The 23,869-nt window shown below is 64.6% G+C and carries 21 protein-coding genes; 14 read left to right on the top strand and 7 right to left on the bottom strand.

Annotation, left to right across the window (positions count from 1 at the left end; translation table 11 throughout):
• The first annotated feature begins 103 nt into the window (after window positions 1-103).
• Window positions 104-988: a LysR family transcriptional regulator gene (locus ACOZJV_RS01550; protein WP_078469151.1), complete on the top strand. Its 885-nt coding sequence runs from the start codon at window positions 104-106 to the stop codon at window positions 986-988.
• Here ACOZJV_RS01550 and ACOZJV_RS01545 read toward each other — a convergent pair.
• From ACOZJV_RS01545 to ACOZJV_RS01530, 4 genes are all read right to left on the bottom strand, one after another.
• Complete coding sequence (locus tag ACOZJV_RS01545) at window positions 985-1,725, bottom strand: DUF72 domain-containing protein (protein WP_421546619.1); 741 nt, start codon at window positions 1,723-1,725, stop codon at window positions 985-987. The genes ACOZJV_RS01550 and ACOZJV_RS01545 overlap by 4 nt on opposite strands.
• Window positions 1,722-2,153, bottom strand: coding sequence for a DNA methylase (locus ACOZJV_RS01540; protein ID WP_421546618.1), 432 nt, complete (start codon window positions 2,151-2,153; stop codon window positions 1,722-1,724). Before ACOZJV_RS01540 ends, ACOZJV_RS01545 begins: the two co-directional genes overlap by 4 nt.
• A gap of 77 nt (window positions 2,154-2,230) precedes the next feature.
• Window positions 2,231-2,374: a hypothetical protein gene (locus tag ACOZJV_RS01535; protein ID WP_421546617.1), complete on the bottom strand. Its 144-nt coding sequence runs from the start codon at window positions 2,372-2,374 to the stop codon at window positions 2,231-2,233.
• Window positions 2,375-2,423: 49 nt separating this feature from the next.
• On the bottom strand, window positions 2,424-2,894 hold the full coding sequence (locus ACOZJV_RS01530) for an SUKH-3 domain-containing protein (RefSeq protein ID WP_421546616.1): 471 nt from the start codon (window positions 2,892-2,894) through the stop codon (window positions 2,424-2,426).
• Between the two features lie 165 nt (window positions 2,895-3,059).
• Here ACOZJV_RS01530 and ACOZJV_RS01525 point away from each other — a divergent pair, with 165 nt between their 5' ends.
• Genes ACOZJV_RS01525 through ACOZJV_RS01500 form a run of 6 tightly spaced genes read left to right on the top strand, consistent with a single transcriptional unit; the run spans window position 3,060 to window position 8,620 of the window.
• Window positions 3,060-4,121: a glycosyltransferase gene (locus tag ACOZJV_RS01525; RefSeq protein WP_421547566.1), complete on the top strand. Its 1,062-nt coding sequence runs from the start codon at window positions 3,060-3,062 to the stop codon at window positions 4,119-4,121.
• Between the two features lie 53 nt (window positions 4,122-4,174).
• Window positions 4,175-5,200 carry a hypothetical protein gene (locus tag ACOZJV_RS01520; protein ID WP_421546615.1) on the top strand — a complete coding sequence of 342 codons (1,026 nt, stop codon included), beginning with the start codon at window positions 4,175-4,177 and terminating at the stop codon, window positions 5,198-5,200.
• Window positions 5,197-5,940, top strand: a complete 744-nt coding sequence (locus ACOZJV_RS01515) for a hypothetical protein (protein ID WP_421546614.1) — start codon at window positions 5,197-5,199, stop codon at window positions 5,938-5,940. Before ACOZJV_RS01520 ends, ACOZJV_RS01515 begins: the two co-directional genes overlap by 4 nt.
• On the top strand, window positions 5,937-7,028 hold the full coding sequence (locus ACOZJV_RS01510; protein ID WP_421546613.1) for a hypothetical protein: 1,092 nt from the start codon (window positions 5,937-5,939) through the stop codon (window positions 7,026-7,028). Before ACOZJV_RS01515 ends, ACOZJV_RS01510 begins: the two co-directional genes overlap by 4 nt.
• Window positions 7,029-7,038: 10 nt before the next feature.
• The gene (locus tag ACOZJV_RS01505) at window positions 7,039-7,671 is read left to right on the top strand and encodes a phosphatase PAP2 family protein (RefSeq protein WP_421546612.1); all 633 of its coding nucleotides are present in this window, start codon (window positions 7,039-7,041) and stop codon (window positions 7,669-7,671) included.
• The gene (locus tag ACOZJV_RS01500) at window positions 7,658-8,620 is read left to right on the top strand and encodes a fatty acid desaturase family protein (protein ID WP_421546611.1); all 963 of its coding nucleotides are present in this window, start codon (window positions 7,658-7,660) and stop codon (window positions 8,618-8,620) included. The genes ACOZJV_RS01505 and ACOZJV_RS01500 overlap by 14 nt, the downstream gene beginning before the upstream one ends.
• Window positions 8,621-8,633: 13 nt before the next feature.
• Here the strand turns inward: ACOZJV_RS01500 and ACOZJV_RS01495 are convergent, their stop codons facing one another.
• From ACOZJV_RS01495 to ACOZJV_RS01485, 3 genes are all read right to left on the bottom strand, one after another.
• Window positions 8,634-9,812: a sugar transporter gene (locus tag ACOZJV_RS01495; RefSeq protein ID WP_078469067.1), complete on the bottom strand. Its 1,179-nt coding sequence runs from the start codon at window positions 9,810-9,812 to the stop codon at window positions 8,634-8,636.
• 219 nt (window positions 9,813-10,031) lie between these two features.
• Window positions 10,032-11,195 (bottom strand): DUF1624 domain-containing protein, encoded by a 1,164-nt coding sequence (locus tag ACOZJV_RS01490; protein ID WP_421546610.1) that lies wholly within the window; start codon window positions 11,193-11,195, stop codon window positions 10,032-10,034.
• A 236-nt stretch (window positions 11,196-11,431) separates the two neighbouring features.
• On the bottom strand, window positions 11,432-12,772 hold the full coding sequence (locus ACOZJV_RS01485) for an ABC transporter substrate-binding protein (protein ID WP_421546609.1): 1,341 nt from the start codon (window positions 12,770-12,772) through the stop codon (window positions 11,432-11,434).
• A 336-nt stretch (window positions 12,773-13,108) separates the two neighbouring features.
• On the opposite strand from ACOZJV_RS01485, the gene ACOZJV_RS01480 reads away from it, so the two are divergent.
• The 7 genes from ACOZJV_RS01480 to ACOZJV_RS01450 all read left to right on the top strand — a co-directional run bounded on the left by ACOZJV_RS01480 (window position 13,109) and on the right by ACOZJV_RS01450 (window position 23,843).
• Window positions 13,109-13,630 (top strand): sigma-70 family RNA polymerase sigma factor, encoded by a 522-nt coding sequence (locus tag ACOZJV_RS01480; protein WP_421546608.1) that lies wholly within the window; start codon window positions 13,109-13,111, stop codon window positions 13,628-13,630.
• A gap of 6 nt (window positions 13,631-13,636) precedes the next feature.
• A complete protein-coding gene (locus tag ACOZJV_RS01475) occupies window positions 13,637-14,608 on the top strand; it encodes a FecR family protein (RefSeq protein WP_421546607.1) in 972 nt (323 codons plus the stop codon).
• Between the two features lie 75 nt (window positions 14,609-14,683).
• Window positions 14,684-17,137, top strand: coding sequence for a TonB-dependent siderophore receptor (locus ACOZJV_RS01470; RefSeq protein WP_421546606.1), 2,454 nt, complete (start codon window positions 14,684-14,686; stop codon window positions 17,135-17,137).
• A 594-nt stretch (window positions 17,138-17,731) separates the two neighbouring features.
• Window positions 17,732-19,852: a 3-hydroxyacyl-CoA dehydrogenase NAD-binding domain-containing protein gene (locus ACOZJV_RS01465; protein WP_421546605.1), complete on the top strand. Its 2,121-nt coding sequence runs from the start codon at window positions 17,732-17,734 to the stop codon at window positions 19,850-19,852.
• Between the two features lie 15 nt (window positions 19,853-19,867).
• Window positions 19,868-21,064 (top strand): acyl-CoA dehydrogenase family protein, encoded by a 1,197-nt coding sequence (locus tag ACOZJV_RS01460; protein ID WP_421546604.1) that lies wholly within the window; start codon window positions 19,868-19,870, stop codon window positions 21,062-21,064.
• Between the two features lie 10 nt (window positions 21,065-21,074).
• Entirely contained in the window at window positions 21,075-22,217 is a 1,143-nt protein-coding gene (locus ACOZJV_RS01455; RefSeq protein ID WP_421546603.1) for an acyl-CoA dehydrogenase family protein, read from the top strand.
• A 372-nt stretch (window positions 22,218-22,589) separates the two neighbouring features.
• The gene (locus tag ACOZJV_RS01450; RefSeq protein ID WP_421546602.1) at window positions 22,590-23,843 is read left to right on the top strand and encodes an OprD family porin; all 1,254 of its coding nucleotides are present in this window, start codon (window positions 22,590-22,592) and stop codon (window positions 23,841-23,843) included.
• The last annotated feature ends 26 nt before the right edge of the window (window positions 23,844-23,869 follow it).

Genomic DNA, 23,869 nt, shown 5'->3' with positions numbered 1-23,869 from the left:
CAGTTCACCCCAGGGCACAGGCAACGTCCAATCGTCATTGCTGATCTGGTCATCAAAATTTATGATCACCACCCCAGACCCTATCCAGCCCCGGAGCCACCCCGTGGAAATCAAACATTTGCGCGCCTTCGTGACCCTGGCCCAGGAGCTGCACTTCGGTCGCGCGGCCCAGCGCCTGTCCATCGTGCAGCCGGCACTGAGCATGCAGATCAAGCTGCTGGAAGAAGAGCTGGGGGTGCGTCTGTTCGAGCGCAACCGACACTCGGTGGCGCTGACTCAGGTCGGTACGATCTTCCTGCCCGAGGCGCGCGCCACCCTGCACCAGGCCGCCCATGCCGCCGACGTGGCCCGGGCCTCCGGGCGGGGGGAAATCGGCCGGGTGCGCCTGGGGTTTATTTCCTCAGTGCTGCCCCAACTGCTGCCTGACCTGATCCGGACTCTGCATGAGCGCTTCCCGCGGATCGAACTGGAGCTCAAGGACATGCCCGGCCCGGACCAGGCCACGGCGCTGAAAAATGCCCAACTGGATTTCGGCCTGATGCGCTTGCCAGCGATCATCCCCGGGATCCAGACCCGTGAGGTGCTGCAGGAAAGTTTTATCGTCGCCCTGCCCGGTGACCATCCCCTTGCCTCCAGCAGCAGCCTGCACCCCACGGACCTGGTGCAGCTACCGCTGCTGATCCTGGCCCGGCGTTACGCACCAGGGTTTTACGATGGGCTGCTGCAGGCGCTGGAGCGCCAGGGCGCGCAGTTGCAAATCGCCTCGGAGCTGGGCGAATTCACCACCATGCTGGCCCTGGTGTCGGCCGGGCTTGGGGTCGGCCTGCTGCCAGCCAACGCCGGGCGTGCGCTGCCGGCCAATGTCATTGCCAGACCCCTGGACCTGGGCAGCTACCGCGCCACCACCGGCCTGGCCTGGGTCGACCTCGACAGCGCAGTCAAAACCACGGTGTTCAGCCTGCTGCAGGAGTTGCTGTTCACTGCCTAGGCCTGCACCAGCTGTTGCAGGGTCAAGGCATCCTCGACGGCATGGCCGCTGGCCGTGTTGTCGAAGATGCACCAGGTCGGGATCTGCGCCGCACGTGCGCGCCGCACCTCATCCGCCAGTGCCTGCAAGCGGCTGTGGGAGTAGGCACTGTGATAGATCCGCGGCGAGCCATGCCAGCGCCAATACTGCAGGCCCGACCAGCCCCGGGGCTGATCACCGCCGGCAATCGGCGACGGGTCGGCCGCGACCTGGGCGATCTGCAATTCAACCAGCAAGGCCTGGGCGTGAAGCCAGCTGGCATGGCGCGGCTCCAGCGCCACCGGCCCGGCATAGCGCTGGCGCAAGGCCTCGAAAAACCCTCGGGCCGTGGCCTCGTCGTAACTCAGGGATGGCGGCAATTGCACCAGCAGGCAGCCCATGGCGGCCCCCAATTGCAGGCACTGGCCGAGGAATTCGTCGAGCAGCCCGTCACAGGCCTGCAAGCGCTGCACATGGGTTATCTGCTTCGCCAGCTTGACCGAGAAGGCAAACCCCGGCGTCACTGACTGCCCCCAGCGCAGGTAGGTTTGCGGACGATGGGGGCGGTAGAACGAGCTGTTGATCTCCACCGCCGAAAGCTGCGTGGCATAGCGCTGCAACTGACTGCCCTGGGTGGGAAAGCGCGGCCAATGCTCACGGGGCAGGCTCCACCCGGCGCAGCCGATTGCCAGCGCCGGCCTGGCGATCGGGGCGTTCAAAAGAGCACCGCAGCGGCATCGCGCATAAAGATCTCGACGGTCTTCGGTCCGACCCCGGCAAACGCCAGCAGCCGCTGCTCGAAGGCCTTGCGGTCGAGGCTGGCGGCCCGGATCTCGCCGACCTGGCCCGCATACTCATCGAGCAACGCCTGACACAGACTCGATAGGCGCTGCGCGGTGCTTTCGTCATAGCGTACGTAATGCGCCTCGCCGAGCATCCGCACCAGCTCGCGATGGCTGCACGCGGCCAGTTTGCGCGGGGTATCGCGCCCATGCTGCTGCACGATCACCCGGTAGGCCCGGGCTGCGATATCGGCCTGGATGCGCTTGCCCATCAGGAAGCTGGCGATCAACCAGCAGAACAACGCCGGTTCAGCCCCCGGCTGCAAGTCGATACCCAGGTCACTGGCACTGATCGCGCGGCCCATAGGTGCATCCCTTTTGTTCTGGCAGGTACTAGGTCAGAACCCGCCGCGCGCACCGGGGTTCCACCGGAATACAGCCTTCACTCCAGGGGCGCAAAATCCCCCGGCAAGCGGATGAAGGCCCCCAGCCAGCGGTTAGCCGGGTGGTGATAAACCCTCCGGCCGACCGCCATGGGCACGCTGGCGAACATCTCCGACTCGGCCATCAGGAACGGCACGCCCATGCCACGGCCTGCACCGTGCCATGGGCCGTCGCCTCTCAATGCTCGGGGTTCAAGGAATAGCGGGCACGGCGCCGGGCGTGGCCAGCGCCACCTGCGCACCGGCCTTGCGCCCGAACACCAGGGTTTCAACGGCCTGGGCAAAGGTCCGGCCCTGTAGCCAGAACCCGTCATGAATGATGCTCAAGACGTAGCAGCGGCCCTGTTCGTCCATCAACAGCGCGCCGTGGCCGTGATGGACTTCGGCGATGCTGACCAGGGTGCTGCCCAGGCGTTGTTGCCAGGCCAGAAAGTCTTCGTCCCCATGCAGGTGCTCGAAGGTGCCAAAGACGACATCGCTGGTGGCGCACTCTTCGCCTGTGTCACAGGTGCCCACCTGCAGGCCGGCGAGCTGTTGGAGCAGGGCTGTGGCCGGGTGCCAGGACGGAACGAAATCCGGCAGCGGTTCAGTGTGGGTGGCCGGCCAGCCCGCGGCCAGGAACAAGGGGCGAAGGGTCTCGGGAAGGTCGATCGGCGGGGGCATGGGCAATGTCCGGTCACAGTCAGTGTTTGAATATTTTCAAGGATAATGCTGTGATTGCGCCCGCGACACCCCGAGTTGCTGGAACGACTGCATATCAGGCCGGCCGGCAGCCCCGCTTTTTTCAGAGATACGCCCGAAATGGATAGCCAAGAAACGACAGCCGGGATGTCGACGCCGCCCCACGGCGACGGCATGCAGCAACGCCTGGTCGACATCGCCGCCACGACCGCCCTGGTCCTGGAAACCAACAACCTGCGCGGTGGCAAAGACGCCGTGGAGGCCCTGAACAGCCTCAAGCGCCTGATCGCCCGGTTTGCCCAGCAGAGTGTCTCCCCCTTGTCCCTGGCGCAGTGGGTCATCACCCACGACGGCCTCGACCCGCAGGCGCGCCAGGCGCTGTGCGTCCTGGCCGGACGGCCCCTGGACTTCGTCGAGATCGATGCCCGCACCGGCTACTACGACGCGAAGAATGTCGGCTTCGACGGTGTCGACCAGGCGCGCTGCCAGTACGTGGTGTTCGCCGATGCCGATTGCCTGCCCTGCGTCGACTGGCTGCAACAATTGCTTCTGCCCTTCACCGAGCCTGACGCACCGGTCGCGGTGGCCGGGCGCACCAGTTACGCGCCGAGCATCACCGGCAGCGCACTGACCTCCATCGACTTCATGTACTTCCCCAGCCCGCTGCGCAGCGGCGCCACGCGTAATTTCTACGCCAACAACGTGGCCTTTCGCTGTGACACTTTCGAGCAGCACCGCTACGAGCCCCTCGATGGCGTGTACCGCGCCCACTGCCAGGTCATGGGCTTGCGCATGCAGGCCGCAGGCGTGGCGGTGGCTTATGCGCCGCGGGCGCACACCGAACACCGCCTGCCCGACAGCCAGGGCGAAGTGATCAAGCTGCGCTGGCTACGGGGCGGCGACAGCGTCGACCTCACCCCCTACCTGGTACGCGCCTATATGCCGAGCTGGCTGCAATGGCTGGGACGCAGCGGGCCGATCGGCCCCTTGTGCGTGATGGCCGGGCGCCTGGGCTACAGCCTGCGAGCGCTGAATCACCAGGACCTGCCGCCCGTGCACGGCGTACGGCGCCTGGCGGCGATGGCCGTCGTGATCGGCATGTCGCTGCTGGATACTGCCGGCGCGGTGATCCGTGGCTGCGGCGTCTCGGTGGGTCGCGCCAGTGCCCGTCACAGTGAAGCGCTGTCTTATCACCGCAACCTGGATTGATCCCCATCCCTCCCCTTTTGTCGCCGCCCATCAAGTGCCCACAGGAAGTCAGCATGAAACCCCATTCGATTGCGTCACTCGGCTATTCCCTGGCGTGCCTGGCACTGCTGACACTGAGCGGCCAGGCCCAGGCCGCGCCCTCCGAGTTCAGCGGGCGCGGGGTGTTCCACTTCGCTTCCGGCACCGGCTGCGCCACCGCCAGCAGCGTTGACAACAGCTGCAACCGCATCGCCCTGGACGTGGCCGACGCCCGTGCCAGCGTCGACGCCCAGACCCACGCCATCGTGATTGCCGCCGACGCCAAGCACGACAGCAAGACCGTGATCGGCGATGTGCTGCTGCACGGCAGCGGCCTGGCCGCCGATGGCCAGCGCGTACCCCTGAGCCTGCATGTGCTGCTGCGGCGCACGGGCCAGGTGTGGAAGTCCGACACCTACGTGCACTCCCCGGTGCGCGGCAAGTTCAGCGCGATCGAACTCGATCCGTACCAGATCAGCGTCCGCGAGGGCAGCAGCGAACGCGTACTGTTCACTGCCGAGCAGGCCCGCAAGGTCCTGGCCCAGCCGTCGCTGGCCGCACGCGTCGCCAGTTACTTCGTCGCCGTACGCCCCAGCGACGCCAAGAACCCGGCCGCCGATGACATCACCATCGCCCTCGGCGTCGGTCGCGTCTCCAAGTCCCTGATGCGCGCCAGCTTTACCTCTGACCAACCGAACAGCGCCGAATTGAACCCACTGCTGGCGAGCGGCACCTGGAACCTCAAGTTGCAGGCCCTGAGCGGCCAGATCCCGGTCTGGGTGGTGCAGCGCCAACTGTTCGTGTTCGGCCTGGAAGACAGCCCGCTGCTCAAGGACGTGCGCCAGCGCGGATTCAACAAGCGCGACACCCTGGAACTGGGCGCTATCAACGGCAAGGGTTACCTGCGTTACAACGGTGTTGAAGAAAGCTTTCCCGAGGCCGCCGCCTCAGGTGCTGCCTTTATGCGCGACAGCTTTATCGGCCTGATCCTGGCATGGCACCGCAGCCCACAGGTTGTGACTTCGGTGGCCAGCGGCGGCGCGCCGCAGCCCGTCCAATGAATGTGCTCGAACACAGCGCCGACGCCGCTGACTTCAGTTGCCTGGCCACGCCCAGCCCTGAGGGTCTGGGCGCGCTGCAAGCGCGTCTGGTGGACCGCATCAAGCGCGCAGCCCTGTCGCGCCTGCACCGCAGCCCTCGTGGCGAGCGCCTGCTGCTGCGCATGTACCTGGCCGGCGAAGACGCCACGGAACGCGCGCTGCTCGACGAATTGATGCCGCAATCGCCGCCCTGGCTCGAATGCCAGGTCGAACAGCACCTGGCCGATGAACGCCGGCACGTGACGCTGTTCACCGAGGCCTTGCGCGCGGTCGGCGACGACGGCGCCACACGCCTCGAACCGGACTGGCTCAGCCGGCGCAAGATCCAGCGCTGGCAACGTCTGGCCCATGAGTACGCCGGGCATTTCGAACACGGCCTGCTGGTGCCCGCCTATGCCACCGGGCTCTGTGCCGAGCAGATGGCCGAGCGCGTGCTGGGCCGTCACTGTGGGGTGATCGGTGCCGAACACGGCCTGTACCCGCTGTTGTCTCGGGTGCTCGCCGATGAAAAAGGCCATGTGCGCCTGTGCGAGAACACCCTGCGCCGCATCGTCGCGCCCCGGGAGCTGCCGCATCTGGCGCGCTTGCTGAAAGAGATTCGTGCCGTCGACGCCCGTTTTGGCGTGACCGGCGCGCTGGCGATGTACATCGCCGGCTGGGTGTTTGGCGGCTTGCGCAGCACAGGCGGCCATGCCCGATGAGTTCACGCATTCTGTACCTGGCGACTGCCGACGCCCGCGGCCACCTGATGCGCGCGCAACTGCTGGTGCATGCCCTGCGCCAGGCCGGGGCCCAGGTCGATGTACTGACCACCTCTGAACAAGGGCAGCGCTTCCTGCAGCGCTTTGGCGTCGAGTCCGAGATCCTGTCCGAGCACTACGCGGTGCAGTTCGACAGCGAGCAGAACATGCTGCGCAAGGCCACCAACCGCAATGTCGCCCATTACCTGTTTCGCCCCGCCCGCATGCTGCGCGATATCGGCCGCCTGCGTCGGCGGCTGCAGCACGCAGACCTGGTGATCAACGACTCCTTCCACCCGGCGCTGCTGTACATGGGCATGCTGCCCGGCTGGCGGCGCAAGGTGGTGCATGTGTACGGGGCGAGCCTCAAGGTCGCCCTGATCAACAATTTCGAGGGCATGTGGCCACGCCAGTTCGGGCGCCTGTTCGGCTGGATTGTCGGGCGCCAGATCGACGCGGCGCGTGCCTCGATCGAACATGACTTCGCCTACGACATCGACGACACCCAGGCCCCGGCCCTGTATTGCCTGCCGACCCCGGTGGCCCTGGCCAACCCATTGCCCGCCGAAACCTGCGACGGCGCGGCGGTGTACCTCAACCCGCATTTCAGCGAGCCGGCCCTGGCCGACGCCTTGAGCGCGGGCCTGGCGGCTGCGGGCCTCGATGCGCACCGGGTCGGTGAGGGTTATGCCGGGCGCGACGGCTGGCTGGCGGTGGACCCGGACTGGGCCAGCCGTGCGGCGCAGGCGCAATTGATGGTGTCGGCACCGGGCATGGCCGCACTGTCGATTGCCCTGGTCTACCAGCGGCCGATCATCCTGGTCCTCAGCGACCAGCCCGAACAAGCCACCAATGCGGCCCGCGCCGCCCAGTTGCAGGTGCTGCACCGAGTGGTGACCTGGCGCGGCGATGGGGCCGACTTCCAGCGCCAGGTGACTCAGGCAGCGACGCAACTGGCCGCCGCGGCGCCGAGCCCGGCAAGCGCGGCAGGCCCGGAACGCGCCCAGGCGCGGATCGACGCCTGGGTCAGCCGCCTGCTCAGCCTCTGAGTCCTCTGCAATGCGCCAGCCCTCCCCCCAGCGCCCCTTGCCGCACCCGGTCCCGGACTATCGCCAGGCGCTGCTGGCGTTGCTCGGCCTGCTGCTGGGCCTGGGGGTTTTCATCGCCCTGGAGCACAGCATTACCCCGCGCTACAACTGGGTCACGCCGCTGGATGAGCTGATCCCGTTCATCCCTCATTCGTGGTGGCTGTATGTGCTGTTTTTCCCGTTTGTGGTGCTGGCGGCGGCCTACACCAGCGCCGACGGCTTCAGGCGCTTGCGCACCGCTACCGGGCTGGCGTTCGTGGTCGCCCTGCTGTGCTTCTGGCTGTTCCCCGAGTTCGTGCCACGGCCCGATATCGGCGCACTCGACAATGCTTTTCTGCAACAGCGTCTGAGCCGGATGTGGCAGCTGGACCTGGCGTCCAATGGCTGCCCCAGCCTGCACGTGGCAGTGACCGGCCTCGCCTGCCGGGCGCTCTGGGATCACCCCCGGCGCTGGCTCACCGCAGGCGTCGGGCTGCTGATCTGCCTGTCGACCCTGACCCTCAAGCAACACACGCTGGTCGATGTCGCCGGCGGTGTGCTGCTGGCCCTGGCCTGTGCCCTGGCCACCCAACGACAAGGAAGCAACGCCCGTGTCCCCGTCTAACTCCCGTGCCGGCAACAACCCGGCGCTGAATGCCTTTGCCCCGGCCGCCGAGCTGTTTGCGCTCAAGCCCTGGATCAGCCTGTTGGCGCTGCTGGCCGACTGGGGCCTGATCGCTGCGGCCTTCGCTGGCGCCATCTTCTGGCCGCACCCCGTGACCTACCTGCTGGCGGCGCTGCTCATCGCCCGCAGCCAGTTGGCGCTGGCGGTGATCATGCATGAGAGCGCCCATGGCGTGCTGTTGCCGCGGCAGAAGCTCAACGACCTGCTCGGCCAATGGTGCGCCGCCGGCCCGCTGTTTATTTCGATGCAGACCTACCGCGCCGGGCACCTCAAGCATCACCTCGACCCCATGCAGCATGACGACCCGGTGGTCGCGGTGTTTGGCCTGGGGGACTACCCACTGCCACGGGGCAAGCTGGCGACGCGGCTGCTGGCGGATCTATGCGGGGTGGGTTACGTCATCAGCGCCTTCAGGTTCGCCCGGGGCGACTACCGCGCGATCATGCCCAAGGTCGACAAGTCGCCGCGGCAAGTGCTCTCGGAAGTCTGTTCCATGCTGCTCGGCAATGGGCTGTTGTTCGGCCTGCTGGCCTGGGCGGGACACCCCTGGCTCTACTTGGGCTTGTGGTTGCTGCCAGCCATTACCCTGCTGCCGCTGATGGGCCGGGTGCGGGCGATCATGGAACATGCCGGCCTGCCCGCCTGCGACGATCAGAGCCAGAACGCGCGCAGTATTGTACGGCCGAACTGGCAGACCTTTATCTTCGGCCCCCATGGCATCCACTACCACATCGAGCACCACCTCTATGTGCGGCTGCCCTTCTACCACCTGCAGCGGGTGCATCGGCAATTGGTCGCGCAACAGTTGGTGCCGAGCCGCAATCTCTATAACGGCTACATCGGGGTCTTGCGGGACGTCAGCTACCCGACAGCGAAATCGCCGGCCTGACGCCCCGGGCAAATCAGCCCGCCGAGCGAGCGAGGCGGTGCATGGCCACCCCGTAAAACAGCAGGGCCAGGGCCGCCAGAGATCCACCGCCCAGCCCTATGTAGGCGAAACCGAGCTGACCGCCGACCCAACTGCCCAGCAGTGCGCCGCCGCCAATGCCGATGTTGTAGATGCCGGAAAACATCGCCATCGCCACATCGGTGGCATCCGGCGCCAGCACCAGCACCTTGGATTGCAGGGCCAGGCCAAACCCCATGATCGCCATACCCCAGACCACACTGAGGATCCCCAGGTACTCGACCCCGGCGCTGGCCGGCCACAACAGCAGCAGGCACAGGGTGAGCAAGGTCACGGCGGTCATCAGGAAGCGCTGCGGGCCGTAGCGGTGAAACCAGCTGAAGCACAGCGACCCCAGGATCCCGGCACCGCCAAACAGCAGCAGGATCAGGGTCACCACCTCACCGCTGAGGCCAGCCACTTCCTGCACGAAGGGTTCGATGTAGCTGTAGGCGGTGAACTGCGCGGTCACCACCAGCGCCGTCAGCACATACACGGCCACCAGCGCCGGGCGCTTGAACAGCAGCGGCAGGCTGCGCAGGGAGCCCGAGTTCTGGCTCGGCAACAGCGGCAAGGCCCGGGTCAGCCACAACACCAGCAGCGCAGCAAACCCGGCGATCACCAGAAAGGTGGTGCGCCAGCCCATGGCCTCGCCCAGCAGCCGGCCCAGGGGAATGCCCAGCACCATGGCCAGAGACGTGCCAGTGGCCAGCAGCCCCAAAGCCTGCACCTGCTTGCCCTCCGGCGCCAGGCGCACGGCCAGGGAGGCGGTAATGGACCAGAACAGGGCATGGGACAGCGCCACGCCGATCCGGCTGACCAGCAACATGCCGAAGCTGGTGGCGAGGCTGGACACAATATGGCTGGCGATAAACATCCCGAACAGCACCAGCAACAGCTTGCGGCGTTCGACGTTGCGCGTCAGCAGCATCACCGGCAGTGACGTCAGGGACACCACCCAGGCATAAATCGTCAGCATCAGCCCGACCCGTGCGGTGGACAGGTCGAAGCTGCTGCCGATCGAACTCAACAGCCCCACCGGCACGAACTCGGTGGTATTGAATACAAAGGCCGCCAGCGCCAGAGCGATGACCGGCTGCCAAGTAGCCTGAGGTGTAGCCGCAGAATTGCTCATGTAAAGGTCGTAGTACTCAATCGATGATCAAACAGGTCCAGGCTGGACCCAAGGCTGCGGGCAAGGCGGCGCATCCTGGCGAACGGCACCCGCAGGGGATGCATTCTATAGGCTTGTGCGACGCCTGTTTGCACTCATCGAACGGATTTTCAAGCCAGCCGCCTGCGGCCCGGCACTGACATTGACCTTCAATAGATTCGGACGAGGTCCGCCCGAGGCTTAAAAATACTTGAGCCAGGCAATGTCCCGACGCCGCGCCTTGAGCGCGGAAAACCAGCGCACCGGCGGGTACAAGGCCAGGGCCAGCAACCCCGCCACCAGCCATACTGCCCACACCGAATCGAAGCCGAAGTAGCGGCCCTGATTCAGGCCGAAACAGGCCACGGCCACCAGGTACAGGACCTTCAGCACATACAGGTGCAGCAGGTAGAAAAACATCGGCGCCGAACCGAACACCGTCAGCGGCAGGAGCCAGCGACTGCCCTGGCGGCGCTCAAGCCACAACAGCAGCAACAGGCCGAGGCTCAGGGTCAGGCTGATAAACAGCAGCGACGGCGGGTACTTGGTGATGTTGAAAAAACTCATCAGGGTCTGCAACCAGGTCTCCCCCACCGCCCACGGCTTTTCGCCATAACCATTGAGCAGGCGCAGCGCCCCAAACCCCACCAGCCCGCCCAGCCCCGCCACCAGCAGGCTGCGCTGGCGCAGCGCAGCATCCGCCGCCCTGCCGAACCAGGGTCCGAGGGCGTAACCCAGGCCGATCACGCCGATCCACGGCAGCACCGGGTACGAGGTGCGCAGACGCAGTGTTTCGGAAAACTCGATCCAGCCGCGGTCATGCAACACCGCCCACGGCAGGTGCAAGGCCGAATCCGACGTAAAGTGCAGGCCGTCCAGCAGGTTGTGCCCGGCGATGATCGCCAGGCTCAGCAGCAACAGCAGCGGCCGTGGCAGCCAGACCATGGCCGACAACGCAAGCATGCTCAGGCCGATGGCCCAGATCACCTGCAGGTAGATCACCGTCGGCGGCAACTGGAAGGTCCAGGCGAAGTTCACCAGGGTCATTTCCAGCAGCACCAGGAACAGCCCGCGCTTGAACAGGAAGGCACAAACATCAGCCTTGCCGGCGTACTTCTCGCCAAACAGATAGGCCGACAAGCCGGTCAGCAGGACAAACACCGGGGCGCACAAATGGGCCAGAGTCCGGCTGAAGAACAAGGCCGGCTCGGTGCCAGCGACATCCATGGGATCCGTGACCTGGCGATGCAGGAAAAAGGTTTCACGCACGTGGTCCAGCAACATGAACACAATCACCAGCCCCCGCAACGCATCGATGGAGAGCAGGCGACCGGCAACGGTAGGACGAACAACTGTTTCAGGCATGGAGTTTTCGCAACGCAGGGGGTGAAGGTTCTGCCTTGGACGCAGCGCAGAACCGGATTTGTGGTTATCTTATAACATTGTGATTATTCGCGAAAACATCCTCGTGGAAAATCCCTGAAATGAGGCAGCCTGCTCCCGTTGCGCCGGGTTGGCGCAACCGTGCACAGCGCCCTCCTTCATGCCCGGGCCAACTCCACTAACCCAGGGTTGGCCCCTATCCGCAGCCGAGTACCGGTTTATTCCGCCGAGCAGTCACGCGGCGTAATGCCCTTCTCCTTGGCATAGGCCGCAGACTTGGCCTCGATCAGCGGACGCAGGGTAGCGCGGTCCGCTTGCAGCCAGTCGCTGACCAGCACCCACTTCTGCCCGTCCCACTGTTGCACCCGGGCGGAGCCGCCGCCTTCGTGGTCGGCGCAGGACAGTTTCAACGGTGCCAGCAGCCCTTCGAACCCCATGGCCTTGAGGCGTGCGGCGTCGATGTCCAGGTGCTCGAACGCCCAGCGGGTTTCCTCGCCGTTCAGTGGACGCTGGCCAAACTTGGCCTGGCCGGTGCGCAGCGCTTCCACCGCAATCGCGGCGTTGATCAGGCCGATGTTGTAGTAAACCTTGCCGAAGTAGCTCGGGTCCTTGAGGTTGCTCTTGCCGGCATCGAGGAGGTGTTGCTTGAGCCGCTGATGGATCTCGAAACCATCGCCCCCCGGAAACGGCGCCAGCGCCTGGTAGCCCTTGGCGGCGGTGCCGGCGGGAATCACATCGGCCTCGGAACCGGCCCAGACGTCACCGATGATGTGGTCCACCGGGATGCCAAAACGCACTGCGGTCTTGATTCCTACAGGAGTCGACACGCCCCAGGTGCGCAAAAACACCCAGTCCGGGTTGATCTGCCGCACCTGGCGCCATTGGGTCGATTGCTCGCTGCCCGGATCCGCCACCGGTATCTGGATATTCTCGAAACCGTACGTCTGCGCCAGCAGTTGCATCGGCGCCTGGGTTTCGCGGCCGTAGGCCGAATCGTGGTAGACGGTGACGATCTTCTTGCCCTTGAGCTTGTCGAACCCGCCCTCGCGCTGGGCGATGTAATTGATGCCCACCGACGCCTGGCCGTAGTAGTTCAGCAGCAGCGGGAAGGCATAGGGGAATACGCTGCCGTCGGTGGACTCGGTGCGGCCGCCGGCCCCGTCGATCAGCGGGATATGGTCGACTGCCGCGCGGTCCATCAAGGCATAGGAGGCCGGCGTGCTATGGGTGAAGAAAAACGCCGTCGGCGCACCGTCCAGGCCTTTCTTGTAGCGCTCATAACATTCGATGACCCGGTCGGTGTTCCACTCGGTCTCGCACTCCTGCCAGACCAGCTTGACCCCGTTGACCCCGCCCTCGACCTCGTTGATGTAGCGGAAATAGTCGATCTCCCCGGCCCACCACGGAATCCCGCTGGAGGCATAGGCGCCGACCCGGTAAGTGGCCAGGGGAATGAACTGCTGGTTATCGGCGGCCTGGGCGCCAGCCGGCGCCAGGCCGGTAAAGAGACCGAGGGCCAGGAGGCTGGCAGCCAGGGTGCGATGCAAGGTTTTGCGCATGGGGGTGGCTTCTTATCAAGGGTAAGGGGTCGCCCTCCCGTGGCCGGGTCGAGTCATCGGTTGCGCCTGACCTGAACCACAATCCATGCCAACAATATAATCACGCAAAATCAATGACTTAAAACCGACATATGGAGATCGGCGCTGTACGCGGGATGACAGTCTATTGATCGGCTGTTGCTTGGCGAACAGTGCCCGGATACTGGGCCATTCACTCAATCGGGTGCCGTCGACGCGCCTTGAGGCAAATCGCCGGCATCGGCACTTCTGGCGCTTGCGTTCGGGACTGCGGGCCCGCTAACATCGCGAATAGTTCTTATCCGCAGATGCACCTCCATGTCGACCGCCGAACTGCCCATGCAACATGCCGTCAATGTGCTCTACACCGAGCACCACGGTTGGCTATTGGGCTGGCTGCGAAAAAAGCTCGGCTGCCCACAGAATGCCGCCGACCTTTCCCATGACACCTTTGTCCGCATCCTTTCTTCGTGCGAGGCCCTGGGTGGTATGCGCGAGCCGCGGGCGTTCCTCACCACCACCGCGCGGCACCTGATTATCGACCGTGCCCGCCGGCGCAAAATCGAAGACGCCTACCTGCGGGAACTGGCGCTGACCATTGACCTGCTCGAAGGCTGCCAACAGTCGCCGGAGCAGATCCTGGTCACCCTCGAAGCCCTGGAGCAGATTGCCTTCGTCCTCGATGGCCTTGGCCTGAAGGCGCGGCAAGTGTTCCTGATGCACTTTCTCGAAGGCTTGCGCCAGGCCGAGATTGCCAGCCGCCTGCAGATTTCCGAGCGCATGGTACGCAAGCATCTGATGAATGCCCTGGTGCATTGCCACCATGCATTGGATGTGTAACCGCTGATGGGCCAGCCGAAACCGACGATTGAAGAGCAAGCGGCCAACTGGGTGATCCGCCTCGGTGAAGGCGAACTCGACGCCCACGAGCAACAGGCGTTCGAGCACTGGAAAACCCAGGACCCGCGCCATGCCGCCAGCTTGGCGCGCCTGCAAGGTTTTGTCGGCCACCTGCAAGCCCTGAGCGCGCAGCAGGCGCCGGTCCAGGCGGCCCTCGATGCGGCCCTGATCAATCGTCGGCGCCACCTGGGCGCCACGGCCGTGCTCGGGGTGCTGCTCGCCCTGCCCCTGGCCCTGATGCTGCGCAGCTACCCGCCGAGCTACCTGCTGGCCGACCAGCGCACGGCGCCGGGCGAATGGCACAGCCTGCGCCTGGAGGATGGCTCGCAGTTGGTCCTGGGCGGCAACAGCGCAGTGGACATCACCTTCAACGGCCAACAGCGCGAGGTCGAATTGTTGCGCGGGGAAATCCTGGTGCAGGTCGCCCACGACCCCGCCCGGCCATTCACCGTGGTCACCGACGACGGACGCATGCAGGCACTGGGCACCCGCTTCACGGTGAAACGCGAAGCGCCGGGCACCCTGCTGACCATGCTGGAATCCAAAGTGGCAGCCAAGGGCGCCCACAGCAGCGTCGAGACCCAGGTTCAGGGCGGGCAACAGGCGCGCATCACCTCGGAGCAGGTCGAGCTGCTGGGAAGCGTCGACAGCGCGTTGTTCAACGACGCCTGGCAGGCCCATCAATGGGTGGTCCAGGACCGGCCATTGCCGCAAGTGCTTGATGAACTGGCCCGGCAGTATGGCGGCCATGTGCAGTTCGACCGTGAGCAACTGGCCGACCTGCGGGTATCGGCAGTGTTGCCGCTGGACGACCCGCGCCGCGCCCTGCAATTGATTGCCGATGCCTTCCCGGTCCGGGTCCATTCGTACGGCCCCTGGTGGATCAGGGTTGAGCGCCTGGAGGCACACCCGCACTAATTTCTGCAGGCAGGGTTCCGCTTTTTTTACCTGCCGCGTCAAGGAAGAAAGAACCCCATGACAGGAACTTCTTCCATGCCGTCAGATTGCCCCCCAATGCCCCACATCCAGCGTCCCCGCGTGCCCTTCGCTCCCCTGGTCCTGGCCGTCAATCTGGCGACTTGCACCCTGCTGGGGCTTGGGCTGTGCATGCCCCTCGCGGCCCAGGCCCAGGCTCAACAGCGCTATGACATTCCCGCCGGCCCCCTGGGCCCGGCGCTGAACCTGTTTGCCCAGCAATCGCGAGTTGCGCTGATGTTCGACGCCAAAACCGTCGCCGGCCTCAACAGCCCGGGCCTGCAGGGCGAGTTTGAAATCAACCAGGGCTTTGCGCGGATTCTCCAGGGCAGCGGCTACCAGGCCCGGCAAAGCGACAACGGCTTCGTGCTGATCCCCGCCGTCACCACCGGCAGCCTGGAGCTGGCCCCCACCGCCATTACCGGGCTGAACAGCGAAGAAAGCACCACCGGCCACATCAAAGGCTATGTCGCCAAACGCAACATGAGCGCCACCAAGACCGACACCCCGATCATTGAAACCCCGCAATCGCTGTCGGTGGTGACCAGCGACGAGATCCGCGACCGGCAATCGGAAACCCTGTCCCAGAGCCTGGACATGACGCCGGGCTTTACCAGCCAGCCAACCAGTTTCAACCGCACCTCGGACCGTTTCCGCATCCGTGGTTTCGATGTCGAGTCGGCCACTGGCGGCTCCTTGCGCGATGGCCTGCGCCTGCAGAACAACTCCTATGACGGGGTGCAGGAGCCCTACGGCCTGGAACGCGCCGAAGTGATCCGTGGCGCGGCCTCGGTGCTCTACGGCCAACTGTCACCCGGTGGCCTGATCAACACCGTCAGCAAGCGCCCAAGCCAGACGCCCTACCATGAAGTCAACGTGCAGGCCGGGCAGAACAACCGCAAGCAACTGTCCGCCGACTTCACCGGCCCCCTGGGCGACAGCGAGACCCTCAGCTATCGCCTGACCCTGCTCGATCGCAAGAGCGACACCAGCAGCGACCACATCGGTAACGACAAGATCTACGTCGCCCCGGCCCTGACCTGGCGTCCGGACGATGACACCTCGCTGACCCTGCTGTCGTTCTACCAGAAGACCGAAACCCGCTTCTCCGCGCCGCTGCCTTATCAGTTGGTCAAGGGTGTGGGTGACAACCGCTACCAGATCGGCCGCCATGACTTTATCGGCGAGCCGGACTACGACGAAATGAACGGCGAGATGTCCGCCCTGGGGTATGAATTCGAACACCGCTTCGACGAGCACACCCGCATCAGCCACAAGTTGCGCTACTACCAGTCGGACGTGACCTGGCGTTACCTGCAAGTGAATGCCACCAAAACCACCCTCGACAATTCGTTACGCACCGGCATATTGAGCCGCCAATACAGCGACCGTGAAGAGCGCTCCCGGGGCCTGGCCAGCGACACCAGCGTCGAAAGCAAATGGCAGTTCGGCCAATGGGACCACACCTTCCTGGTGGGTTTCGACGGTTACGACACCAGCTACGACTCGCACAACTTCCGGGGCAATGCGCCGGCCCTGAACCTGAGCACCTACAACTACGGGCAGCCGGTGGTGGTCAATAAATCCCTGGCCCAGGACCGGGGCTCCCAAGTCGACACCCTGCAAAAAGGCATCTATTTCCAGGATCAGATCAAATTCGACGAACACTGGATTGCGCTGCTGGGCGGACGCCATGACTGGGCCGACCAGAGCACCGAGCTGTTTCGCACCTCGGCCAAGACCAGCCAGAGTGATGAGTCCACCACCTGGCGCGCCGGCCTCGTGTACAAGGCCGACAACGGCCTGGCGCCTTATCTGAGCTACAGCGAGTCGTTCTTCCCGGTAGCGGGCCTGAACAAGCAGAACCAGGCCTTTGTACCCACCGAAGGCAAGCAGTATGAAATCGGTATCCGCTACCAGCCCGAAGGCAGCGCCACCCTGCTGAGCGCGGCGGTGTACGAACTGGTGCAGAAAAACGTGCTGACCCCGGACCCCACCGACACCACCTCCACCTACTTTGTCCAGACCGGCGAAATGCGCTCCCGGGGCCTGGAACTGGAAGCCAAGACCGAGGCCACTGCCAACCTGAGCCTGATCGGCTCCTACGCCTACATCGACGCGCGCATCACCAAGAGCAACGTCGTCGGCCAAGTCGGCCAGCGCAGCGAAGACACGCCCTACCATCAGGCCGCACTCTGGGCCGACTACCGCCTGGCCGAACTGGGACTGCCCAAGGCCAGGATCGGCGGCGGCGCCCGCTACAAAGGCACCACCCAGGCCTCGGCAGTGCCGTCGCAAATGCCGGCCTACACCCTGTTCGACGCCCGGGCCAGCTACGAAATCGACCCCAACTGGGAAGTCGCGGTCAACGCCAACAACGTCACCAACAAACGCTACACCTACTGCGAAGCCGCCATCTGCCGCTATGGCGACGAGCGGCAACTGGTCAGCTCCATCACCTATCGCTGGTAAGCGTCGCCTGCAAAAGCTGCCGTTGCGGTCTGAGTGACAGATCGCGGCGGCCGCCACGCGGCCGAGCGGGAGCAAGCTCCCTCGCCACAGAAAGCTCCCCTGCCCGCAAGACGATCCGAGCATGCCCGACCTCGCGATCCCTCAAAGCACCTCGAATACAGCCCCCACAGCGTGGCGAGGGAGCTTGCTCCCGCTGGGGTGCGCAGCGCCCCTAAACCGAGCATTCGCGGTGTAACAAATAGATCGCGATAGCAGACCCTGCGCCCACTCCACGGCAGAACAGAAACAAGCGCCCTCGCCACAGGCAAGGTTTCAAACCGCACCAGCCTCCCGCACCCCGCCCCTCAATCACGCCCCCCCGTACACAGGGCTGTTTCTGCATGAATCAGCACAAGTCTTCAGTGCTTAAATGAAATTTCTTATTCCGCTGTGCGAAAGTAGATTCCGTATTGACCACACAATTTATTGATGACAGGATCAATTTCGAATAAATAAACGCCCAGCGAAACAGCTTTTGTCGCTGGACAGGCGTCTCGAACAACACGCTGTCGACGCAAACGACCTCAAACCTCCCCCACTTTGGAGATTTTTGCGATGAGCCCCGATACCCCCCGCCCAGCCGTGGAGTCTGTCCTGCACGGAAATATCCTAGTGGTGACCCTCGACAACCCTCCCGTCAACGCGCTGGGGGTCGAGGTACGACGCGGACTGCTGGCCGCGATCGAACAGGCCGACAATGACCCCGAGGTGAAAGGCGTGCTTCTGGTCGGGGCCGGTCGCCACTTCGCCGGGGGCGCCGATATCCGCGAATTCGGCAAGCCGCCCCAGCCGCCTTCATTGCCCGAGGTGGTCAACCGCATCGAGAGCTGCCACAAACCGGTGGTGGCAGCGATCCAGGGCGTGGCCCTGGGAGGTGGGCTGGAGGTGGCGCTTGCCGCGCATTACCGGCTGGCCGTCAGCGGCTCGCGGCTCGGCTTGCCCGAGGTCTTGCTCGGTCTGCTCCCGGGGGCCGGCGGTACCCAGCGCTTGCCACGCCTGATCGGCGCCGGCCCGGCCCTGGACCTGATGCTGAGCGGCCGTCACCTGGGGGCCGAAGAAGCCCAGGCCCTGGGTCTGGTCGATCAATTGTCCGGCAGCGCCGATGTGCTCGCCGAGGGTCTGGCCTATACCCGTCAACTTCTCGCGGCAAACGCCGGAGTCCGCCGCACCCGGGACGCCCAGGCCCTGGCCGAGCCGGCCAGCCACTACGCCGCAATCGATGCCGCACGCGTTGGAACCATCAGCAAAGCCCGGGGCCTGCTGTCCCCGCTGAACATTATCCTGGCGGTCGAGGCAGCCCTGGAGCAGCCCTTCGATGACGGCCTGCGCCTGGAACGCGAGCTGTTCCTGCAATGCCTTGCCAGCCCGCAGCACAAAGGCCTGGTGCATGCCTTCTTCGCCGAGCGCGAAGTGCTCAAGGCACCCGAAACCCGCGACGCCACACCCCGCCGAATCGAACGGGTGGGCGTGATCGGCGGTGGCACCATGGGCGCCGGCATTGCCGTGGCTGCACTTGATGCCGGCCTGCACGTGACCCTGATCGAGCGCGACCCAGGTGCCCTGGCGCGCGGCCAGGCCCATGTCGAGCAGGTCTACGACGCCTTGATCGCCAAGGGTCGCCTGAAGGCCACCGACAAAGTCGCAACCCTCACACGCTTCAACACCAGCCTCGACTACGCCAGCCTGGCCCAGGCCGACCTGGTGATCGAGGCCGTATTCGAAGACCTCGCCGTCAAGCAGGCGGTATTCAGCCAGCTGGATCAGGTCTGCAAGCCCGGCGCCATCCTCGCCAGCAACACCTCCTACCTGGATATCAATGCCATTGCCGACAGCACCTCGCGCCCTGCCGATGTGCTCGGGCTGCACTTCTTCTCTCCCGCCAACATCATGAAACTGCTGGAAATCGTGGTCCCGGCCAAAACCTCGGCCGAGGTGGTGGCCAGTGCCTTCGCCTTCGCCAGGCAACTGAACAAGGTTCCGGTCCGGGCCGGGGTCTGCGATGGTTTTATCGGCAACCGGATCCTCGCGGTGTATCGCCAGGCAGTCGACTGCATGATGGAAGACGGCGCCTCGCCCTATCAGATCGACCAGGCCCTGCGCGACTTCGGCTACCCCATGGGCCCGTTCCAGGTGTCGGACCTGGCCGGAGGCGACATCGGTTGGGCCACCCGCAAACGCAAGGCCGCCACCCGCCCCGCCGAAGCCCGTTATGTGCAGATCGCCGACCGCCTCTGCGAACGCGGCTGGTTCGGGCAGAAGACCGGCCGTGGCTATTACCTCTACCCCGCCGGCGCGCGCAGCGCCACGCCCGATCCCGAAGTGCTGGCGATCATCGACGCCGAACGCGCTCGGGCCGGCATCACCCCTCGCAGCTTCAGCGACTCGGAAATCGTCCGCCGCTACATGGCCGCCATGATCAACGAGGGGGCCAATGTGGTGCATGAAGGCATCGCCCTGCGCCCCCTGGATGTCGATGTGACCTTTATCCATGGCTACGGCTTCGCCCGGCACCTGGGTGGGCCGATGAAGTACGCCGACGGGATCGGGCTGCCCCAGGTGCTCGCCGATATCCACGAGTTCGCCAAAACCGACCCGCAGTTCTGGAAGCCCTCGCCGTTACTGGTGCAGCTGGTGGAACGCGGTGCCAGCTTCGACAGCCTCAACCAGCCGCACTAACCGGGGGAAGCCAACATGGATTTGCGTTTTACCGAGCAAGAAGAAGCTTTTCGCAGCGAAGTACAGGCCTTTCTCGCCGAACAGTTGCCTGCGGACCTCAGCGAAAAAGTGGCCAACGGCGGGCACCTGTCCAAGGCCGACATGGAGCAGTGGCACTCGATCCTCAATGCCCGTGGCTGGCTGGCCAATCATTGGCCGGTCGAACACGGTGGTCCGGGGTGGAGTGCGTTCGAGAAGTTTATCTTCGAGCACGAATGCAGCCTCGCCAATACACCGCGCATCGTGCCCTTCGGCGTCAATATGCTCGGCCCGGTGCTGATCAAATACGGCACCCCGGAGCAGCAACGCTACTGGCTGCCGCGCATTCTCGATGGCACGCACTGGTGGTGCCAGGGCTATTCGGAACCCGGCGCGGGCTCGGACCTGGCAGCGGTGAAAACCAGCGCCGTGCGCGACGGTGACCACTATGTGGTCAACGGCCAGAAGACCTGGACCACCCTCGGCCAGCACGCCAACATGATTTTCTGCCTGGTGCGCACGGACCGCGAAGCGAAGAAGCAGGAAGGCATCAGCTTCCTGCTGATCGACATGAACTCGCCTGGGGTCGAGGTGCGGCCAATCATTACCCTGGAGGGCGCCCACGAAATCAACGAAGTGTTTTTCACCGATGTGCGGGTGCCGGTAGACAACCTGGTGGGCGAGGAACACAAGGGCTGGACCTGTGCCAAATACCTGCTGACCTACGAACGCACCAACATCGCCGGGGTCGGCCTGTCGATGGCAGCCCTTGAACGGGTCAAGCGCCTGGCCGCCCTGCAGAGCCGCAACGGCCGGCCACTGGCCGAAGACCCGGCCTTCGCCGCGCGACTGGCGCGGGTCGAGATCGACCTGGAAAACATGAAGACCACCAACCTGCGGGTCATCGCCGCAGTGGCCGGAGGCGGCGTCCCTGGCGCAGAAAGCTCGATGCTGAAGATTTGCGGCACGGAAATCCGCCAGGAACTGACCTCATTGATGCGCCGGGCCATGGGTTCCAGCGCCCGGGCCCTGGTGCCTGAAGCCGAGGCGGACGACTTCAGTGCCCTGGACCTGGGCCCGGCGTTTGCCGCCAATGCCAGCGCCCAGTACTTCAATAACCGCAAGCTGTCGATTTTCGGCGGGTCCAACGAAATCCAGAAAAACATCATTTCGAAAACGATTCTCGGGCTATGAGGGCACGCACATGAACTTCGAACACAGCGAAGAGCGGCGCATGCTCGCCGACAGCCTGAACCGCTTTATCGCGGAGCAATACAGCTTTGACAAACGCGAACACATTCTCCAGGCAACCCACGGCTTCAGCCGCGAGATCTGGCAGCAACTGGCCGAGCTCGGTGTGATCGGCGCACTGCTCAGCGAAGAGCACGGCGGCTTTGGCGGCGGCGGTTTCGACATTGCCGTGGTGTTCGAAGCCATCGGTCGCGGGCTGCTGGTCGAGCCGTTGCTGGGCAGCGCGATACTGGTCGGCGACGCCATCGCCACGGCCGGTTCCCCTGAGCAGAAGGCCCTGCTGCAGGGCATTGTCGACGCCAGTCTGCTCGCCGCCTTCGCCCATGAAGAACCTGGCACTCACTATGAAACCAGTCGGGTCGCCACCCGCGCCGAGCATGACGGCCAAGGCTGGCTGCTAAATGGCAGCAAGGCCATGGTGCTGCAAGGCGAGCACGCCGACCTGTTGCTGGTCTCGGCACGCACCGCGGGTGCCATTGACGACGAAGCAGGAATCTCCCTGTTCCTGGTGCCGAGCAACACTACGGGTCTGCAGATACAGGGTTGCGCCACCATCGATGGCGGCCGCGTCGCCCAGGTGCAGTTGGACAACGTGAAGCTCTCGGCCGACGCCCTGCTGGGGGCCGAGCACCAGGGCTACGCCACCCTGGAGCGTGCCATTGGCCGGGGGGTGCTGGCCCTGTGCGCAGAAGCGCTGGGGGCGATGGAGGTGGCCAAGCAAGCCACCCTGGATTATCTGCGTACCCGCAAGCAATTCGGCAGCCTGATCGGCAGCTTCCAGGCCCTGCAACATCGCATGGCAGTGCTGCTGCTGGAGATCGAGCAAGCCCGCTCGGCGGTGATCAACGCTGCTGCCGCCCTGGACGCCGACCGGCTGACTCGCGAGCGGGCACTGTCGGCGGCCAAGGTCAGCATCGGGCGCATCGGTACCCTGGTGGCCGAGGAAAGCATCCAGTTGCACGGCGGCATCGGCATGACCTGGGAACTGCCGCTGGCCCATTACGCCAAGCGCCTGGTGATGATCGACCATCAGTTGGGCGATGAAGATCACCACTTGCAGCGCTTTATTGCCCTCGGCAAAGAACTCGCCGCATGAACTCCATGTCGATGACCCGGCATCGCGCCGCCGCAACCATCGCAGGTGTCGCCGCCTTCCTTGACTGGCGCGCAGCGGGCTACTTCACGCTGCGCTGAAAGCCTCCACCGGGCGGGTCCGCAACTGCGCTATCCAGGGCTGAGATACCCCGGCAAGCGTAGTTGAGCCCCCCACTCAGCCCTCTCGTCTTTCGCGCCCGCTTGCATGACCCTCGCCTTCGGCTGGGTCAGGGGTTGCTACGCCCGCGACGAAGCCTGGCATTGCCTGCTGCCTCCTCAGCAGCCTCCAGGTGCTGCGAGCAGGCTAACCCCGGCATGGACGAATACGACGTGGGCGCTCCTAAAAATAAAAACAACAACATAGGTAAGATCCATGCATTCGGCATCCAAACCTTTACTGCCCCTTTCCACCCTGTTGGGTGGTTGCATGCTGCCCCTGGTGTGCCAGGCACAACTGATTGAAGACAGCCAGTTGAACCTGGGCGCCCGCAATTTCTACATGAACCGCGACTTCCACGGTGAGGCAACGCCACAAAGCAAGGCGGAAGAATGGGCCCAGGGTTTTACCCTGCGTTACCAGTCTGGCTACACCGAAGGCACCGTGGGTTTTGGCGTTGACGCACTGGGTACACTCGGCCTCAAGCTCGATTCCGGTGGTGGCACGGCCCATACCGGGGCACTGCTGGCCGACCGCAGTGGCGATGTCGCCGATCAATACGGCTCGTTCGGCCTGACCGCCAAAGCCCGGGCCGCCAGCAGCGTATTGAGCATCGGCACCCACGAGCCGCTGCTTCCCGTCGCCTTCAGAAACGATACCCGCCTGCTGCCGCAGACCTTCAAGGGGACGCAACTGGTCTCCAGTGACCTGAAGGATCTTACCCTGACCCTCGGCCAGTTCACGGCGGTACGCCTGCGCAACTCCACGGACTACGAGGACATGAGCATGTCGGCCCTCGCCAGAAACGGCCGCCAGGTCGCAGGCCGGGTCAGCAGCGATCGTTTCAGCTATGCCGGGGCCAGCTACGCCGTAACGCCCGCGCTCAAGGCCAGCTACTTCTACGCCGAGCTCAAGGACAACTATGACCAGCACTACGGCAACCTGACCCATGATGCGCGGCTGACCGACAGCCTCTCGCTGAAATCCGAAGTGCGTTACTTCAACAGCGGCAGCCAGGGCCGGGCTGAGGTGGACAACCGTTACCTGGGGATCATGGAAACCTTCAGCTACAAGGGCCATGCCCTGGGCTTCATCTATCACAACCAGAGCGGGCGCAGCGGCCTGCCCTTTATCAACGGTACCGACCCTTACGGATTCAACACCTCGACCTACAAATCCTTCATCAACGCCGGGGAGGATGCCTGGCAGTTGCGCTACCGCTACGATTTCGCCGCAGCAGGCCTGCCCGGTCTGACGTGGATGAGCCGCTACGTGCAGGGCAACCACTTCAAGATCGGACAACGCAATGGCCGAGAACGAGAACTCGATACCGACCTGGCTTATGTGATCCAGCAAGGTCCGCTGAAAAACATCGGCCTGCGCTGGCGCAACGTGGTGTATCGCGCCAACTATGCGGCCAACGTCGATGAGAACCGGCTGATCGTCGAATACAACCTGAAAGTCTGGTAACCCCGCCCCCAACAGCCGGCACAGGC

The sequence above is a fragment of the Pseudomonas sp. QD4 genome (assembly GCF_049199125.1).
GTDB lineage: Bacteria > Pseudomonadota > Gammaproteobacteria > Pseudomonadales > Pseudomonadaceae > Aquipseudomonas.
The sequence above is the reverse complement of the archived record's forward strand: the minus strand, read 5'-3'. Positions and strand labels throughout refer to the sequence as shown.

Coding starts and splice junctions, on each gene's coding strand:
- ACOZJV_RS01540 (WP_421546618.1), bottom strand. CDS start 2,153: ATGGGCCGCGCGATCAGTGCCAGTGACCTGGGTATCGACTTGCAGCCG.
- ACOZJV_RS01535 (WP_421546617.1), bottom strand. CDS start 2,374: ATGGGCGTGCCGTTCCTGATGGCCGAGTCGGAGATGTTCGCCAGCGTG.
- ACOZJV_RS01530 (WP_421546616.1), bottom strand. CDS start 2,894: ATGCCCCCGCCGATCGACCTTCCCGAGACCCTTCGCCCCTTGTTCCTG.
- ACOZJV_RS01525 (WP_421547566.1), top strand. CDS start 3,060: ATGTCGACGCCGCCCCACGGCGACGGCATGCAGCAACGCCTGGTCGAC.
- ACOZJV_RS01520 (WP_421546615.1), top strand. CDS start 4,175: ATGAAACCCCATTCGATTGCGTCACTCGGCTATTCCCTGGCGTGCCTG.
- ACOZJV_RS01515 (WP_421546614.1), top strand. CDS start 5,197: ATGAATGTGCTCGAACACAGCGCCGACGCCGCTGACTTCAGTTGCCTG.
- ACOZJV_RS01510 (WP_421546613.1), top strand. CDS start 5,937: ATGAGTTCACGCATTCTGTACCTGGCGACTGCCGACGCCCGCGGCCAC.
- ACOZJV_RS01505 (WP_421546612.1), top strand. CDS start 7,039: ATGCGCCAGCCCTCCCCCCAGCGCCCCTTGCCGCACCCGGTCCCGGAC.
- ACOZJV_RS01495 (WP_078469067.1), bottom strand. CDS start 9,812: ATGAGCAATTCTGCGGCTACACCTCAGGCTACTTGGCAGCCGGTCATC.
- ACOZJV_RS01490 (WP_421546610.1), bottom strand. CDS start 11,195: ATGCCTGAAACAGTTGTTCGTCCTACCGTTGCCGGTCGCCTGCTCTCC.
- ACOZJV_RS01485 (WP_421546609.1), bottom strand. CDS start 12,772: ATGCGCAAAACCTTGCATCGCACCCTGGCTGCCAGCCTCCTGGCCCTC.
- ACOZJV_RS01480 (WP_421546608.1), top strand. CDS start 13,109: ATGTCGACCGCCGAACTGCCCATGCAACATGCCGTCAATGTGCTCTAC.
- ACOZJV_RS01475 (WP_421546607.1), top strand. CDS start 13,637: ATGGGCCAGCCGAAACCGACGATTGAAGAGCAAGCGGCCAACTGGGTG.
- ACOZJV_RS01470 (WP_421546606.1), top strand. CDS start 14,684: ATGCCGTCAGATTGCCCCCCAATGCCCCACATCCAGCGTCCCCGCGTG.
- ACOZJV_RS01465 (WP_421546605.1), top strand. CDS start 17,732: ATGAGCCCCGATACCCCCCGCCCAGCCGTGGAGTCTGTCCTGCACGGA.
- ACOZJV_RS01460 (WP_421546604.1), top strand. CDS start 19,868: ATGGATTTGCGTTTTACCGAGCAAGAAGAAGCTTTTCGCAGCGAAGTA.
- ACOZJV_RS01455 (WP_421546603.1), top strand. CDS start 21,075: ATGAACTTCGAACACAGCGAAGAGCGGCGCATGCTCGCCGACAGCCTG.
- ACOZJV_RS01450 (WP_421546602.1), top strand. CDS start 22,590: ATGCATTCGGCATCCAAACCTTTACTGCCCCTTTCCACCCTGTTGGGT.